This is a genomic window from Streptomyces sp. CBMA156, assembly GCF_014596515.1.
Taxonomy (GTDB): domain Bacteria; phylum Actinomycetota; class Actinomycetes; order Streptomycetales; family Streptomycetaceae; genus Kitasatospora.
Genome location: NZ_MSJQ01000291.1, coordinates 117,810 through 132,328, shown reverse-complemented (window position 1 = coordinate 132,328; position 14,519 = coordinate 117,810). Strand labels below are relative to the sequence as shown.

General features: G+C 71.2%; 14 protein-coding genes and 1 pseudogene. 10 read left to right on the top strand and 5 right to left on the bottom strand.

Annotation, left to right across the window (positions count from 1 at the left end; all coding sequences use genetic code 11):
• The 3 genes from BU198_RS25585 to lexA all read left to right on the top strand — a co-directional run.
• The coding region (locus BU198_RS25585; RefSeq protein WP_188299218.1) for a DNA polymerase III subunit alpha at positions 1-2,992 on the top strand (2,992 nt) is incomplete at its 5' end.
• Between the two features lie 6 nt (positions 2,993-2,998).
• Positions 2,999-4,066 carry a DNA polymerase thumb domain-containing protein gene (locus BU198_RS25580; RefSeq protein WP_188299217.1) on the top strand — a complete coding sequence of 356 codons (1,068 nt, stop codon included), beginning with the start codon at positions 2,999-3,001 and terminating at the stop codon, positions 4,064-4,066.
• 1 nt (position 4,067) lies between these two features.
• The gene (gene lexA, locus BU198_RS25575) at positions 4,068-4,802 is read left to right on the top strand and encodes a transcriptional repressor LexA (RefSeq protein WP_188299216.1); all 735 of its coding nucleotides are present in this window, start codon (positions 4,068-4,070) and stop codon (positions 4,800-4,802) included.
• Between the two features lie 76 nt (positions 4,803-4,878).
• Here lexA and BU198_RS25570 read toward each other — a convergent pair whose 3' ends face one another.
• The 4 genes from BU198_RS25570 to BU198_RS25555 form a co-directional block, all read right to left on the bottom strand.
• Positions 4,879-5,415 carry a hypothetical protein gene (locus BU198_RS25570; protein WP_188299215.1) on the bottom strand — a complete coding sequence of 179 codons (537 nt, stop codon included), beginning with the start codon at positions 5,413-5,415 and terminating at the stop codon, positions 4,879-4,881.
• Positions 5,416-5,455: 40 nt separating this feature from the next.
• A complete protein-coding gene (locus BU198_RS25565; RefSeq protein ID WP_188299214.1) occupies positions 5,456-5,758 on the bottom strand; it encodes a hypothetical protein in 303 nt (100 codons plus the stop codon).
• Between the two features lie 63 nt (positions 5,759-5,821).
• Positions 5,822-6,298, bottom strand: coding sequence for a hypothetical protein (locus BU198_RS25560; RefSeq protein WP_188299213.1), 477 nt, complete (start codon positions 6,296-6,298; stop codon positions 5,822-5,824).
• Between the two features lie 639 nt (positions 6,299-6,937).
• Positions 6,938-7,333: an effector-associated constant component EACC1 gene (locus BU198_RS25555; RefSeq protein WP_188299212.1), complete on the bottom strand. Its 396-nt coding sequence runs from the start codon at positions 7,331-7,333 to the stop codon at positions 6,938-6,940.
• Between the two features lie 63 nt (positions 7,334-7,396).
• On the opposite strand from BU198_RS25555, the gene BU198_RS25550 reads away from it, so the two are divergent.
• Entirely contained in the window at positions 7,397-9,124 is a 1,728-nt protein-coding gene (locus tag BU198_RS25550) for a caspase domain-containing protein (protein WP_411293232.1), read from the top strand.
• On the opposite strand, the pseudogene BU198_RS25545 reads toward BU198_RS25550, so the two are convergent.
• Positions 9,099-9,383, bottom strand: a pseudogene (locus tag BU198_RS25545) (transposase); the annotation flags it as partial. The gene BU198_RS25550 and the pseudogene BU198_RS25545 sit on opposite strands and share 26 nt — an antisense overlap.
• A 345-nt stretch (positions 9,384-9,728) precedes the next feature.
• On the opposite strand from BU198_RS25545, the gene BU198_RS25540 reads away from it, so the two are divergent.
• The 6 genes from BU198_RS25540 (at position 9,729) to BU198_RS25515 (ending at position 14,478) form a co-directional block, all read left to right on the top strand.
• Positions 9,729-10,043, top strand: a complete 315-nt coding sequence (locus tag BU198_RS25540; RefSeq protein ID WP_188299210.1) for a WXG100 family type VII secretion target — start codon at positions 9,729-9,731, stop codon at positions 10,041-10,043.
• A 2-nt stretch (positions 10,044-10,045) separates the two neighbouring features.
• Positions 10,046-11,608 carry a hypothetical protein gene (locus tag BU198_RS25535; protein WP_188299209.1) on the top strand — a complete coding sequence of 521 codons (1,563 nt, stop codon included), beginning with the start codon at positions 10,046-10,048 and terminating at the stop codon, positions 11,606-11,608.
• A gap of 8 nt (positions 11,609-11,616) precedes the next feature.
• Positions 11,617-12,003 (top strand): hypothetical protein, encoded by a 387-nt coding sequence (locus BU198_RS25530; RefSeq protein WP_188299208.1) that lies wholly within the window; start codon positions 11,617-11,619, stop codon positions 12,001-12,003.
• A complete protein-coding gene (locus BU198_RS25525; protein WP_188299207.1) occupies positions 12,000-12,473 on the top strand; it encodes a protease inhibitor I42 family protein in 474 nt (157 codons plus the stop codon). Before BU198_RS25530 ends, BU198_RS25525 begins: the two co-directional genes overlap by 4 nt.
• 1,267 nt (positions 12,474-13,740) lie before the next feature.
• Positions 13,741-13,968: a hypothetical protein gene (locus BU198_RS25520; protein WP_188299206.1), complete on the top strand. Its 228-nt coding sequence runs from the start codon at positions 13,741-13,743 to the stop codon at positions 13,966-13,968.
• 192 nt (positions 13,969-14,160) lie between these two features.
• Positions 14,161-14,478: a hypothetical protein gene (locus tag BU198_RS25515; protein WP_188299205.1), complete on the top strand. Its 318-nt coding sequence runs from the start codon at positions 14,161-14,163 to the stop codon at positions 14,476-14,478.
• Positions 14,479-14,519 lie beyond the last annotated feature (41 nt).

Genomic DNA, 14,519 nt, shown 5'->3' with positions numbered 1-14,519 from the left:
CCCGCTGGAAGTCCTCGCCGCCCACACCGACGGCCTCACCGCCCTGCTCGGCCCCGGATCCGAACCCGTCCGCGCCCTCGCCGCCGGCCGCCCCGACCGCGCCACCGAACTCCTCGCCCCGTGGCGGACCTGGTTCGGCCCCCACCTGCGCCTGGAAGCCGTCCACCACCGCCGCACCGGCACCGGCCCCGGCTCGCTGCGCCTGGCCGCCCGCACCGTCGGCCTCGCCGCCGACCTCGACCTCCTCCCGGTCCTCACCAACGCCACCCGCTACGCCGACCCCGGCCAGGCCCCGATCGCCGACGTCCTCGACGCCGCCCGCCTGCTGCGCCCCGTCCAGCGCGGCGCGGTGTGCAACGGCGAGCGGTGGCTGAAGGGCCCGGCCGAGCTGGCCGAGCTCGCCGCCGAGGTCGCGCAGGCCGCCGGACAGGGACCGTCCGGCGCCCAGCGGCTGCTCGCGGTGACCGCCCGCACCGCGGCCGAGTGCCGGCTCGACCCCGCCTCCGACCTCGGAATCGGACGGGTCCACTTCCCGGAGGAAGACCGGCTCGGCCTGGCCCCCGGCACCTCCGCGAGGGTGCTGCGCGAGCGCTGCGAGGCGGAGATGGTCCGCCGCGGCTACGACCGGCGCCCCGACGCCGTCCGACGCCTGGCCGAAGAGCTGGAGCTGATCTCGGCGCTCGGCTGGCCCACGTTTTTCCTCACCGTCGGCCAGGTCGTCGCCGACATCAAGGACATGGGCATCCGGGTCGCGGCGCGCGGCTCCGCGGCCGGCTCGCTGGTGGTGCACCTGCTCGGCATCGCGGTGGCGATGCCGCTCGACCACGACCTGATCATGGAGCGCTTCCTGTCCTACCGGCGCACCTCGCTGCCGGACATCGACGTCGACGTCGAGTCCGAGCGCCGCATCGACTGCTACCGCGCCGTCCTGGAGCGCTTCGGGCCCGAGCGCGTCGCCACCGTGTCGATGCCCGAGACCTACCGGGTCCGCTGGGCGATCCGCGACGCTGGCCTCGCCCTGGGCATCGACCCGGCCGAGGTCGACCGCCTCGCCAAGGCGTTCCCGCACATCCGCGCGAAGGACGTCCGCACCGCGATGACGGAGCTCCCCGAGCTGCGCCACGTCGCCGAGCAGGCCGGCCGGTACGGGCGGCTGTGGGACCTGGTCGAGGGCCTGGACGCGCTCCCGCGGGGGATCGCGATGCACCCCTGCGGCGTCCTGCTGTCCGACCACACCCTGCTGGCCCGCACGCCGGTGGTGCCCACCGCCGGCGAACACCTTCCTATGAGCCAGTACGACAAAGAGGACGTCGAAGACCTCGGGCTCCTGAAGCTGGACATTCTGGGCGTGCGCATCCAGTCGGCGATGGCCTACGCCGTCGCCGAGATCGAGCGCACCACCGGCGAGAAGGTCGACCTGGACGACCGCGAGCAGGTCCCGCTCACCGACGAAGCCTCCTATCAACTCCTGTGCGAGGGCGAGTCGTTGGGCGTCTTTCAGGTCGAAAGCCCAGGTCAGAGGGACCTGCTCGGAAGATCTCAGCCCAAGGACTTCCAGGACCTGGTCACCCAGATCGCGATGTTCCGGCCCGGCCCGCTGTCCGCCGACATGGTCAAGCCGTGGCTGGAGACCCGCCGCGGCCGCCGCCCCCGCTACCCCCACCCCGACCTGATCCCCGTGCTGCGGCCCACCGGCGGCGTCCTGGTGTTCAACGAGCAGATCGCGAAGACCTTCGCCATCCTCACCACGACGGACCTGGCGATGGGGGAGGAGGCCCGACGCGCCCTCGGCAAGCCCGACCGCCTCCCCGCGCTGGAGAGCTGGTTCCGCACCCGCGCAGCTGCCGCCGGCTACGACCGCACCGTCATCGACACCTGCTGGACCCAGCTCCTCGGGATGGGGAACTACGGCTTCGCCGCAGCCCACGCGACCGCGTTCGCCCTGCCCGTCCTGCAGTCCGCCTGGCTCAAGGCCCACCACGGCGCCGCGTTCTACGCCGGCCTGCTCCAAGCCGACCCCGGCATGTACCCGCTGCGCCTGGTCCTCGCCGACGCCCGCCGCCGCGGCGTCGCGATCCTGCCCGTCGACGTCGCCCACTCCACCGCCGGCTACACCACCGAACGCGCCGCCGACGGCGAAGGCCTGCGCCTCGCCCTGGGATCGGTGACGGGAATCACCGACGCCGAGGTCAAGCGCATCACCGACGCCCGCCCCTTCACCGGCATCGAGGACTTCTGGGAGCGCGCCCGCCCGAGCCTGCCGACCGCGCAGCGCCTGGCCCGGATCGGCGCCCTCGACACCATCACCGGCGGCACCGGCCGCCGCGACCTCCTGCTGCTCCTGGACGAGCTGCACACCCGCCAGCGCGCCGCCGCGACCACCGGCCAGCTCACCCTGCCCGCTTCCGCGCACGGACCCGACACCGTCACCGGCCTGCCGGAGATGACCTCCGCCGAGCAGCTGACCGCCGAGCTGGAGGTGACCGGCATGGACGCCTCCCGCCACCTCATGTCCGACCACCACGCGCTGCTCGCCGAACTCGGCGTCACCCCCTCCACCGGGCTGCGCGACATCGAACCGGGGGAGACCGTGCTGGTCGCCGGGGCCAAGGTGGCCTCCCAGACACCGCCGATGCGCTCCGGGCGCCGGACGATCTTCGTGACGCTCGACGACGGCGCCGGCGGGCAGCCGATCGACCTCACCTTCTTCGACGACACCCACGCCGACGTCGCGCACACCCTCTTCCACAGCTGGCTGATCGTCGCCCGGGGCCAGCTCCAGCGCCGCGGGCGCTCCATCTCGATCATCGGCTCCCGGGCCTGGGACCTCGCCGAACTCGCCCGCGCCCGGGCCGACGGCGGCACCCGCGCGGTGCGCGACCTGCTCGCCGCACCCGCCCACGACGACGGCCAGGAACCCCGCCGCCCCGGCCGGCCCGGCAACGGCGGCGCCGGACGCCTCTGGCACGCCTCCAGCGGATCGGCGGGGTGAACCGCCATGACCACCACCGCGGCCACCGTCCTGCACCTGCGCCTGCACCGCGCGCCGTTCGAGACGTACCGCTCCCTGTTCACCGTCCTCGGCGACATCACCCCCGTCGTCCAGGCCCTGCCCCCGGACCGCGCGCTCCTCCAGCTCTCCGGCGCCGTCCGCTACTTCGGCCTCTCCCCGACCGACCTCGCCGACCTCCTCCAGACCCGCCTGGCCGCCCGCTACGGCCTGGCCACCACCGGCGGCATCGGCCCCAACCGCCTGCTCGCCACCATCGCCGCGGACACCGCCACCCCCGGCACCGTCCACGTCCTGCCCGACGACCCCGAGCAGCAACTCGACTTCCTCCACCGCCAGGACGCCCGCCGCCTGCCCGGCATCGGGCCCGCCCTGGAGAAAAAACTCAGCCGCTACGGCATCAGCACCATCGCCGACCTCGCCGCCCTGCCACCCGCCACCGTGCAGCGCATCGCCGGCGCCACCACCGCCCGCCTGCTCCTCGAACGCGCCCACGGCACCGACCGGCGCACCGTCACACCCTCCGGCCCGCCCCAGACCATCACCTCAACCACCCGCTTCGACCACGACGTCCTCGACCCCGACGAGATCCGCCGCGCGCTGCTCCACCTCGCCACCGACCTCGGCGCCCGGCTCCGGGCCGCCGGACAGACCGCCCGCGCCGTCGAGCTCCAGGTCACCTACGCCGACCGCTCCCACACCACCCGCTCCCGGGTCCTGCCCGAGGCGACCGGCCACAGCCCCGCGCTGCGCGACGCCCTCTACGCCCTGCACGCCCGGCTCGGCCTCCAGCGGGCCCGGGTCCGTACCGTCACCGTCCGCGCCGGCGACCTCCGCGAGCAGGTCACCTCGGCGGTCCAGCTGACCTTCGACCGCCCCACCGAGAGCGCCAGGGCCCTGGAACCGGTCATCGACCGCGCCACCGCCCGCTTCGGCCGCGGTGCGATCGCCCCGGCCGCCCTGGCCACCGCCTCCTCCCGCCGGGCCATCGGCGCAGGTGGCCGGGCCAGTGGAGGTCACGGAAAGTTCGTAGACCACCGCCCCGGCCGGGCGTAAAGTGCCAGTCCACCAAGATCCCCGAGGAGAGGACCCCGCCGTGCCGGAGGACACCACGGCCCCCGCCCGCGCCGGCCGGCCGCCCGGCACCCGGATCGGCGCCGACGGCCTCACCGACCGCCAGCGCCAGGTTGTGACGGCCATCCGCGACATCACCCAGGACCGCGGCTACCCGCCCTCGATGAGGGAGATCGGCAAGGAGGTGGGGCTCAGCTCGACCTCCTCCGTCTCCCACGTCATCCAGCGCCTGGAGGCCATGCACGTCGTCCGACGCGACCCCCACCGCCCCCGCGCCTACGCGCTGACGCGCCCGCACGTAGGAGAGCCGCCTGCGTTCCAGACCGACGGGCAGCCGCCCACCTCGTACGTCCCCCTGGTCGGCCGCATCGCCGCCGGCGGCCCGATCCTCGCCGAACAGGCCGTCGAGGACGTCTTCCCCCTGCCCCGGCAGCTGGTCGGCGAGGGCGAGCTGTTCGCGCTCACCGTGCGCGGCGACTCGATGAGCGGCCCCGGCGCGGCCATCTGCGACGGCGACTGGGTCACCGTGCGCCGCCAGCCGGTCGCCGAGAACGGCGACATCGTGGCCGCGATGATCGACGGCGAGGCCACCGTGAAGCGGCTGAAGCGCGAGGACGGCCGGATCTGGCTGATGCCGCACAACCCGGCGTACGAGCTGATCAACGGCGACAACGCGACCATCCTGGGCAAGGTCGTCGCGGTCCTGCGCCGCCTCTGACAGCCCGCAGACCGGATCATCCGACCCGCCCGTCCCTGCGGCGGGTTGTCAGTCGGAGCCCGCCGCAGGATCGTCGTCACCAGGCGGTGGCGCGCTCTACGTCATCGGCGTGGCGACCGAGGGCCCGGCCGAGGCCGGCCCGGCCCTTGGTACCGGGTTCGGAGGCGTCGACGGCGTCCTGAGCGGCGCGGATCACGGCGTGGCCGCGGTAGTCGATCCGCCCGTCTTCCTTCCCGCCGGTGTTGGATACCAGCCTGGTCAGGATGCGCAGGGCATCGGGGTCCTGGACGCTGCGCGCGGCCCGCTGGGCGACCAGGTCGGGGTGCTCGATATCGGGTGTGGTGTTGACGGTGCGCAGGGTGTGGGCCAACCACTGGCCCTGGTCGGTTCCTTCGGCGAAGGCGAAGTGGCCGGCGCCCGCGAGTGCGGGTGCCAGGTCGGGGTCGCCGTCGGCGAGGTCCAGGATCTGGTCCCAGAGCCGGAAGGCGCGCTGCTGCAGGGGGAGCGGACCGGCGACGCCTTCGCGGGGCAGGACGCGGGCAATGTCGCCGAGCAGCGTCGAGACGGCGGCCGGACCGCACCGCCAGCGGGCTACCTGCTGCTCGCCGTCCACGACTCGCGGTTCACCTCCCGGGTTGGCGAGCCGGCCCGGGCTACAGGCCTAGGCCGTCGGCCACGGTGTAGGCGGGACGCAGCCACAGGACGGTCGCGGCGGGCCAGCCCTCAAGGTGGGGCCGGGTCGCCTGTCGGTCGGGGTCCTGCGGGATGCAGGCGAGGGCACCGGCGCGGGTGAGGTAGACGGCGTCCCACCCGTCGGCGACGATGGCGGGCCAGTTCGGGAAGTGGCGGCTCTCGTCCCACGTGGAGTCGTCCGTCGGGTTGGGGTAGCGCCGGACCAGGTCCTCCAGGTCGGCCAGAGTGTCGATGAGCAGCACGCGCGCGTGCGGCGCGGGCACAATCCGCAGATGGTGGGTGTAGTAGTACGCCAGGTTGGAGTTCTCTCGGGTCAGCCAGAGCTGCTATTCGGTGGTCAGAACGGTGCCGTCCGGTACCCGGTCGACGGCTGGCGAGGTCCACAGTCCGGCGCCGCGTTGGCCGTGGTAGTGCTCGGCGTGGTGCGCGTAGCCGAGTACGGGCAGGTCTGCGGGTTCGATGGTGCGCGGAGATTCGGGCGTCGCCTCCCTGTCGGGGTCGTCGTCGGGCGCGAAGATGATGTCCAGGAGTTCTGCGCCGAGGGCTGCGACCATCGGGTCCTCGGAGGCCGCGAGGACGCCGACGGCGATCTGGCTGCCCGCCGTGGCGAGGTCCTCGTCCTGGCCTCCGGCGAAGGCTGCGGTGATGTAGCCGTGGACGTATGCCTTCCAGACTTCCGGGTGCAGGCTGGTGCGGTACTCGCGGAAGGTCAGGCCGACGGCATCGGCGAGGGGGGTGAGGTCGTGAGTCAGGCGCGTCATCGCGATGGCGATGATCTCGTCGGACACCTGGGGGTCGCTCATGGATACCTCTTCACATCGGGGAAGTCGCGGTGGGACGCTGCCGGTGAGGGCGTCGACGGACGCGCTACGGGGGATTGCCCGCCGGTCCTGCGGAGGTCGTACGCACGGGCACTCCCGTGATCCCCGCACACGCGGGGCGATGTGACGGCTCGGAAGAGCTGACCCCGTACCTGCGGGAGTGAGAAGAAGCTGTCAAGCCCTCCGGGTATCTTCCCACACCGTCCTTCGGCAGAACCTGCCCCCGTCTGGCGGAGCGTTCAGCTACGGTCGTGGCCGTAGTACCTCCCTGCGCTGGCGGGGTTCACCGGATCTCGCTCGCACGGCGTCAACTGTTCCCCGCGCCTGCGGGGGTGAGCTGCTGGGCAAAGGTCGCTGGTGCGATACGTGCTGGCCCGCGGTGGGCATGTGGCTGCTCCATCGGGCAGCCCAGAGACCACCGCGAAGCTGCTCGCCGTCCCCGGGGCGGTCCTGTTGGTTGCCGCCGCCGAGCGCCGCCTGCCCGGCACCGTCGACCTGGACCGGACGCGTCAGCATGAGTACACCGCCCTTTGTTCAGCCAGGACCCGAGCGACACCCCAAGCCTCCTGGTGAGCACACCAGCCCGATCGGGCGCGAGGAAGCACAGCGGGCAACCGAGGGTCAATCTGCCTCGGGCCGGCTCCGCTCCAGCGCCTGCTGAATACCGCGTTCCAACGCCTCGATCGAGACTGCCTCGCCCGAGGCCTGCACGGTGACGTCCTCGCTGCCCGCCCGGCTGACCGTGACGGACAGGGAGCGGGCCCGGTCGCGCTGGAGCCAGAGCCGGAAGATCCGCGCGACCGCGACGACGACCGCGGAGCCACCCGGTACGAGCAGCAGGTTCGCCAACTCCCCGCCCTTGCGCCCCTGGACGGGCGCCATGCGCTCGTCGACCGTCAGCCCAGGTACGGCCCGCGCGTCGTCGAGAAGCTCGGCGTACGCCTGCTCGACGGCCGGGTGCCCGGCGTCCAAACCCTCGATCGACAACGCGACTGCCAACGACGTCCCGGAGCTCAAGACCCAAGCCCTCCTTGCTCGGTAGGGTTACTGCTGCCGTCGCGAGCCTAGCCCGGGAGAGCCGTGTCATACAGGGCCTTGTTGATCTGCAACTCGGTGTTCCCCAACGATCCCGCCAGCCTCCCTCCGCTGCAGGGACCGCGCGCCGACGGCATGGCGCTCTGGGCCGCGCTGCAAGACCCGGCCACCGGCATGTTCGACCCCGACGAGATCCACGTGCTGCACGAGCGCAACGCGGGCGAGATCCTCACGGAAGCGGAGGAGTTCTTCGCCTCCGGCCGGCCTGGCGAGACCCTGCTCTTCTACTACAGCGGGCACGGCCTGCAGATCCACCGGGAACTCCACCTCTGTGGGCGGGACACGATCGGCAACCGCCTCGCCTCGACCGCCGTCTCCGCGGATGCTCTGAAGAAGATGATGGAGCGCAGCTACGCGGCGACCATCGTCGTCGTCCTCGACTGCTGCTACAGCGGGGCCTTCGCCAAAGGAACCGCCCCGGTGGACCCGCAGCAGCTCGCGGGCAGTGGACGGTACGTCCTCACCGCGTCAAGCAGCACCGAGACCGCGGCGGACACCGAGTACCGGGGGAGGCCCAGCCCGTTCACGGCCGCCCTCGTGGATGCCCTGCGGTCGGCCGCCGAGGATACCGACCACGACGGGTACGTCGACCTTGACGACCTGTACCGGCAGCTGAAGCGGGCGCTCCCGCAGGGTCTGCCCGAGCCTCGGCGGAAGTTCGACGGCACGGGCGCTGTCGCCGTGGCCCGGAGGTCCGCCACATGGCCCGAAAGGACGGAGAAACCGAACGACCGCCTCCCGTCCGTTCGCGTGACCGGGACCACCGACCTCCCGACGGTCCCCAATGGGCCAGCGGCGGGCTCGGCCTCGCCAGCCGGCTCGATCGCTGGCCTCCACCTTCGCCGACGCGGGGACTACACGCTCGGTGACCTGTTCATCTGGGTGGTGAATATCGCGATCGCGGTCGCCCAGATCCTGCTCACCACCAGCTCGCAGGAGGAGGGGAAGGACACCAACACCGACAACCTGATCCTGACGGCCGCCTGGGCCACGATCGCCTTCTCCCTGGTGGAGGCGTGGCTGGTGCGGCGCCTGCTGTGCCGGGCCAGATCCCGCAGGGCCGTCATGACCGGCCTGGGCTCGGGTCCGTTGTACTGGGTGGTTCAGATACGGAGTGGGACGGCGCTGCTTGCAGGGACCTACCTGCCGCTACACGCCCACTACCTAGGCCCCGACGTGTCTTCTATTATGCTCCTTCTGCTGGAAACTCCGCTGATAGTGGCTCTCACGGGCCTGCTGCGCAGGGGCGACAGCCTGTACCTGGCCGGCACGGCCGTGGCCTTCATCGGCCTGCTGGCTCCCAGACCGTTCCTTGGGTACGGCGCAGCCACCAACTTCGGCGTTTTCGCAGTGCTTCATCTGATCCTCATCGCGTCGATGTTCGGCGGGTGGATTCTCCGCCGCAGCGCCCGTGCGCTGGCGTGCCTGCCCGCGCTGATTCTGTTGCTCGCGATTCTCTGTAATCTGATGTGGCATGAGGTCAACGAATCGATGGGGACCTCGGCTGTTATCCCGATGATTGCGATGTTCGGAGCCCTCCTGACGCTGCTGGGGTGCGGACTGGGTAGCGGCGTTCCCCTACCGAACATTTGGACGGCGAGATTCCCCCCCTTCTGGTTCCACCGTCTCCTGGTCCGCCTGTACCTCTTCTCGCCAATCCGCCGGGGCCAGCTGCAGGGTCTGTCAGCAGGCCCCGGCGGACCGGTTCGGTGATGAACCATCCGACGGAGAACGAGGCGTGGATTCCGCGCGAGCACAGGGCGCGGATGTGGGTCAGGAAGGCCTTGGCGGATCCGGCGCTGTCGGCGCGGATGAGGATGTCGGTGCCGTGGTGGCGGTGGGCGTCGGGGATCTGAGCGAGCGCGGCATCGAGCACGGTGATGTGGTCGGTGTCGGTGTTGGCCGGTCGCAGCACGCCGGCCAGGGCTTCACCGGTGTTGTCGAGGAAGCACAGCAGCGGGTGGTAGCCGAAGCCGCAGCGCACGGTGTTGCGACTCCAGCCCAGGTGCTTCGCGACGGCGCGCTGGCTCATGCCTGCGTTGAGGAGTTCGTGGGCCAGGGTGTGGTTGACGCGCCGCCGTTCGGCCACGCGTCCGGCCGGGTCCGCCGGTTCGCCGGCATCGGCGTTGCCGCTGTCAGCGGGCAACGGTGTCTCCCACTGGGGTTCGGGTTCCGGCTCGGCCTGGGGACCGCGCAGGCAGGCACGGTGGTCGGTGACGACACGCTCCGCGGTGCGGACTTCGGGTCGGGGCGGTGTGGTCGACGCTATGCTGTCAGGCTGTCTACGGACCGTACCGGGGGCAGGGGGAGTGGGGCCATGGGGAGCGATGGGGCGGGGACGGGGTTCAGTGCGAACCCGGAGAAGTTGGGGGACGCGGGCGACCGGCTGATCACGGCCGGCACGGACGTGGGCGGCGTCAAAGCGATCTTGGACAAGTTGAACATGTCCGATCCCGAAGTTCTCGGTGAGTACGCGGGCGAGGCGGCGAAGGCGTTCTGGCAGGCCTGGCAGGACGAACTCCAGGTGAACGTAGACGCGCTCGCGGACCTTGGTGGGAAGGTGCACACCACGGTGGCGAACTACTCCGCGACGGACCATGGTGTGCAGCAGCAGTACCAGCAGGGGGCCTGACGGTGGCGGACCACAGTGTGAACCCGCTCGGGATGCCGGCGGGCAGCCAGCGTCAGCAGGCCGAGAAGCTGAAGAAGACGATCGACGAGTCCCATGGCATGTGGGGTGCGGGCGACCTCAAGTACGCGGTCCGCGATGCCCTGGGATTGTCCGTTCCGCAGGGCGATCCGGGCAGGCTCGGCGAACTCGCCGCCGCCTACAACACGGCGAGCAGCCAGTTGGACCAGGTCCAGATGAAGGTGGGGCGGATCGCCTCCGAGGCTCTGCCGAATGCCTGGACCGGGCAGGTCGGCGAGAAGGCCGCCGAGGTGGTCAAGGCTTCCGCGGACGACCTGACGCGTTGTCGCGACATGCTCGGCCAGGGGCGGAGCCAGCTCACGGCGCTGGCCGGCGCCCTGAGCGAGGCGCAGGCCCTGCACGACCAGGGCCACGCGCCGCTCGCCGAGGCGCTGGCGCTGCTGCACGAGATCACCGTCGCGGGCGCGCCGGACCCGATCCACTGGGACGGCGACAAGATGCACGCCGCCCACGCGAAGGCGAAGGAGGGCATCAAGTCGATCCACGACGCCGCGGTGAAGGCCGAGACCGCGGGCCGGGCCGCCGCTCGTGAGCTGAACGCGCTGGCGAGCAAGGCGTTGGCCGGGAAGTTCAAGAACAAGGGCCTGGGCGCCACCGACAAGCTGGTCCTGGTCGATGCCGCTCTCGACGGCAACCAGATGTACGGCAGCATCCTCACGGCCAACGATGTGACGCGTGCGGGCCAGGCCATGGACAAGATGAGCGAGGCCGACCGGGTCCGCTTCGACGAGCTGCTGGCCGGCTGCAAGTCCCCGGAGGAACGCGCCTACCTGATGAAGGCGCTGGCCGCCGGGCACAGCTACGACGAGGTCAAGAAGTTCGACGACCTGATCCACGAGCACGCCGACAACCCCGGCTGGCTCGGCGAGCGGATTTCCCCGGTGCAGCTCGACGCGACCTCCGACCAGAAGGCGGGAACGGGCTACAAGGGCGTCAACTGGAGCCAGGGCCAGTACCCGACCTGCGTGGCGGCGTCGACGGTGACCGCCCGGGCGATGGTCGACCCGCTGTTCGCCCTCCAGCTCACCACCGGCGGCCGCCCCGGCGACCCGGCCTACGACAACGGCGACGCCGCGAAGGCCCGGTGGGGCGAGGAGACCAGGCGGGTCTACGACACCCGCGCCTGGTGGCATTTCGGCGAGGGCGGCATGTGGAACTGGGAGTCCGATGACATCGCCGACGACGAGATCGGCAAGCACACCGGCGCGGAGTACCGCAACGTGGACCTCGACAGCCGGGACAAGCGCCAGAACGCGCTCACCGAGATCGAACGGGTGATCGACGAGGGCAAGCCGGTCCCAGTGTCGGTCCGCGGGGACGGAGGCCACCAGATGATGATCATCGGGCACCGCGGCGACCAGCTCGAGCTCTACAACCCCTGGGGCTACACCGTCTGGGTCAGCGAGGCGGATTTCGTCAACAACAACATGGGCGGCGCCTCTGACGCCAGCCTCCCCAATGTCGAGAGCGTCCGGATGCCCAAGTGAGGTCCCAGGTGAACACCCCGCCCCAGAGCGACAGCCAGCTGGCGGAGCTGGACGTCGAGATCCTCCTGCGGTTCGGTGTGCCGAACCCGGGACCGCACCGCGCCGCTCTGTTCGGCGACGGCGCGGTGGCCGCCGCGATCACCGTCGACCGGCTCGGCGTCATGCCACGCGCCCTGACCTTCCTGGGCGAGGTCGTCCGCGCCGGCGGCTGCCGCTTCGCGGCCGCACTGCCCGAGCCGCTGCCCGGCCCCGCCGCCGCCGTGGCCCGCGGCTGGCTGGAGGCCGCCGCCATGGTCGTCCAGGACCCGCAGGGCGACCAGCTGGCCGCCCGCTGGCTCGACGCGGTCGCCGCCGTCCTGGCCCTGCGCGTCACCCACCGGGAGGCAACCCCATGAGCAGGCGGTGGCGTCGGATCCTGCTGGGGGCGACCGTGGCGCTGGCCCTGGCGGTCGCCGGGGGCGCGGTGGCGATCCACCAGGTCACCACCGGCAAGCTCGACCACGGCACGGTGTTCACCCAGACCTCGGGCGACCTGGCGGTCCGGCCCGGCGAGCTTTTCTCGATCGAGGTGGTCGGCTACCGGGGAGCGGGCGACAACTGGACCATGGCCAACCCCGGCCCCGACCCGGCCGTGGCCCAGGCCGCCGGCGACGAGTACGTCGACAACTTCGGAATCCAGGACCTGCTCGGCTTCGGTGCGACCGGGAACCTCGGCACGGGCGGCCACTACTACTTCACCTTCCGCGCCCAGAACTCCGGCCGCACCACCGTCACCGTGCACGTCCCCTACCGCGACGAACTCGGTGGAACCTTCCCCGGTGGACCGGACCAGACCAAGCGCCAGTTCACCGTCGACGTCCGCTGAGCCCACCCTTCCATGCGGCCCGGGCCCCGCCAGTTCCGCACACCGCCCGCCCCGTGCGTACGCGGTGCCGGGCCGCAGGACGCCGCCTCCTGCTGTGCCCACTGGCCGGGGGAGCACCATCCTCGCCTCTATTTCCTGGTTCGGCGCGGCCCAGCTGTGTCTGACGGTGGGCGACTCGGCCTGGAGCGGAGCCCGGGACGGGTTCGGCGATTGCCGGCGAGGGGCTGGAGAACTGACGCAGCCTGCCCCCCGTTGCTCCGGCCCGGTGTGGCCGGGGGGAGTCCGGCGCCTACGGTGCCGAACTCCCCGAGGGGCTGCTGCTGCCGGTGTCGCTGTCGTGGACCTGACTAACTGGACTGCATGACGGGGCTGTTGAAGGACGAGCCGACTCGATCAACGCCTACACCGCCGCGACGGCGGTGATGTCCGGCCGCGGCAGTCAGCACACCGAAGATCGCCCAAAGTGGCGAGCTGTATCGCGAGCGGGCGCTGGCGGGTGACTGAACTGGATCGACGCAGTCGATCCGGAAGCAGATCTGCAGGGAGCATCGGCACGGCACCCCCCGACCCACGGGCGCAATCGCTTCGTGGACTCTGCGCCAGGTCAGGCCGAGACCGATCACCTCGCCGATGACTTCGCGACCGATGCGGGATGTACGGCGTGAACTGTTCCCGCTTCCGCGCCGCCGGGGGGCATGACCAGCCAGATCTCACGCAAGCGGTGGCCCCACCCGGTCGGCACCGAGGCTGTGAACCCAACCTGGTGGTGAAGCGCCACTGCCGCAATCCGCAAGGTCCTGGAGGCAGTCGAGGACCTCACATACAACACGAGCGAAGAGCCCTCCGCGGGCTCTTCGCGCACAGTCAATACCATCACGACGGACGGAGACGCCACGTGATGCTCGCGATCGGTGCGCTGCCCGGCTGCGCCGCCACTCTGCTCGCCCTCGCCATCCGGCGCGCACTGACCCTCACGCCGCACTGCGGGTGGTGCGCGACCGCCTTGAACTGGCCAACCTCCCAGCACGACGGTCCTGTCCTGCCGCGGCTACGTGCAGGACCGTCGCCGCGAACGGCTGCGCGACATCAGACACCGCCGCCCGGTTCAGGAGCCGAACCCGTGGGGCGAGACGTACCCGCTCGACAAAGAGATCGTCCGGCGAACTGAAGCCGATGCAATGAGCACCAAGGCCGCGACAGCCGTCTGCAACTCGCCCAGGCGCTCACCGAGCTGGCCGATGGATATCCGACCGATCCGGAAGGCACCGTGCCCGTGATCGTCACGGTCGTCGCCCTGACGGCCGGCGAACAGCACCAGGTCCCGATCGAGCCCGGCCAGCTCGACTGGCTGACTGCCCTGCTGCGGGGCGAGCTGGATACCTTCCGCGCCGCTCACTCCGGCGGCACCGGCCACTGCGGCCACTGCCGGGGCAGCGGCCTCGCGGGTGGAAGCGGCGGTGCAGCCCTGCTCGCCGACGACAGGAGCCACCGGTGACGGCTGTCACCCCGCGGTCAAGACACCGACCTGGCCGCCCGGCTGCGCGCTGTTCTCCCGGGCCAACCGCCACCAGCCTGCGACTCCTGTCCTACAGCACGTGCTTCAGTCCTACGGACCATGTCAATGCGGAGACATCAACTGCCGCACCCCTCGGCGTTCACAACGCACCTCATTAAGAAGGGCGAGACCATGGTTGAGTCCACGACCACCGTAAGGCACGACGTCACCGTCGATTTCGGCTGCATCGAGCTCACGGGAGCACTCGTGCACGACAACAAGAACCGTCTGCTGGAACTCGAAATCGCCGAGGGTCCCGCCGAGGCCATCTCGATCAGCCTGCAGGCCTACGGTCTCATACCCGAGCCCGGGAACGTCTTCATCAAGGACTGGTCCGAGCACTGTGGACTGACGGCGCGCCTGGCGCAGGCGGGTCTGGTGATGCCCGTGCGGACGCTCACTGTTGGGCCGAATTTCTCGACGGCCTACGAAGTGAGGGTGACGCTGTGAAAACTTCCGCCCCCTGAGCTCCCTGTAGACGCTCTGATCGT

What these genes read in the sequence shown, in the direction of transcription:
- BU198_RS25580 (WP_188299217.1), top strand. Translation starts at nt 2,999, where the DNA reads ATGACCACCACCGCGGCCACCGTCCTGCACCTGCGCCTGCACCGCGCG.
- BU198_RS25560 (WP_188299213.1), bottom strand. Translation starts at nt 6,298, where the DNA reads ATGAGCGACCCCCAGGTGTCCGACGAGATCATCGCCATCGCGATGACG.
- BU198_RS25540 (WP_188299210.1), top strand. Translation starts at nt 9,729, where the DNA reads ATGGGGAGCGATGGGGCGGGGACGGGGTTCAGTGCGAACCCGGAGAAG.
- BU198_RS25525 (WP_188299207.1), top strand. Translation starts at nt 12,000, where the DNA reads ATGAGCAGGCGGTGGCGTCGGATCCTGCTGGGGGCGACCGTGGCGCTG.
- BU198_RS25515 (WP_188299205.1), top strand. Translation starts at nt 14,161, where the DNA reads ATGGTTGAGTCCACGACCACCGTAAGGCACGACGTCACCGTCGATTTC.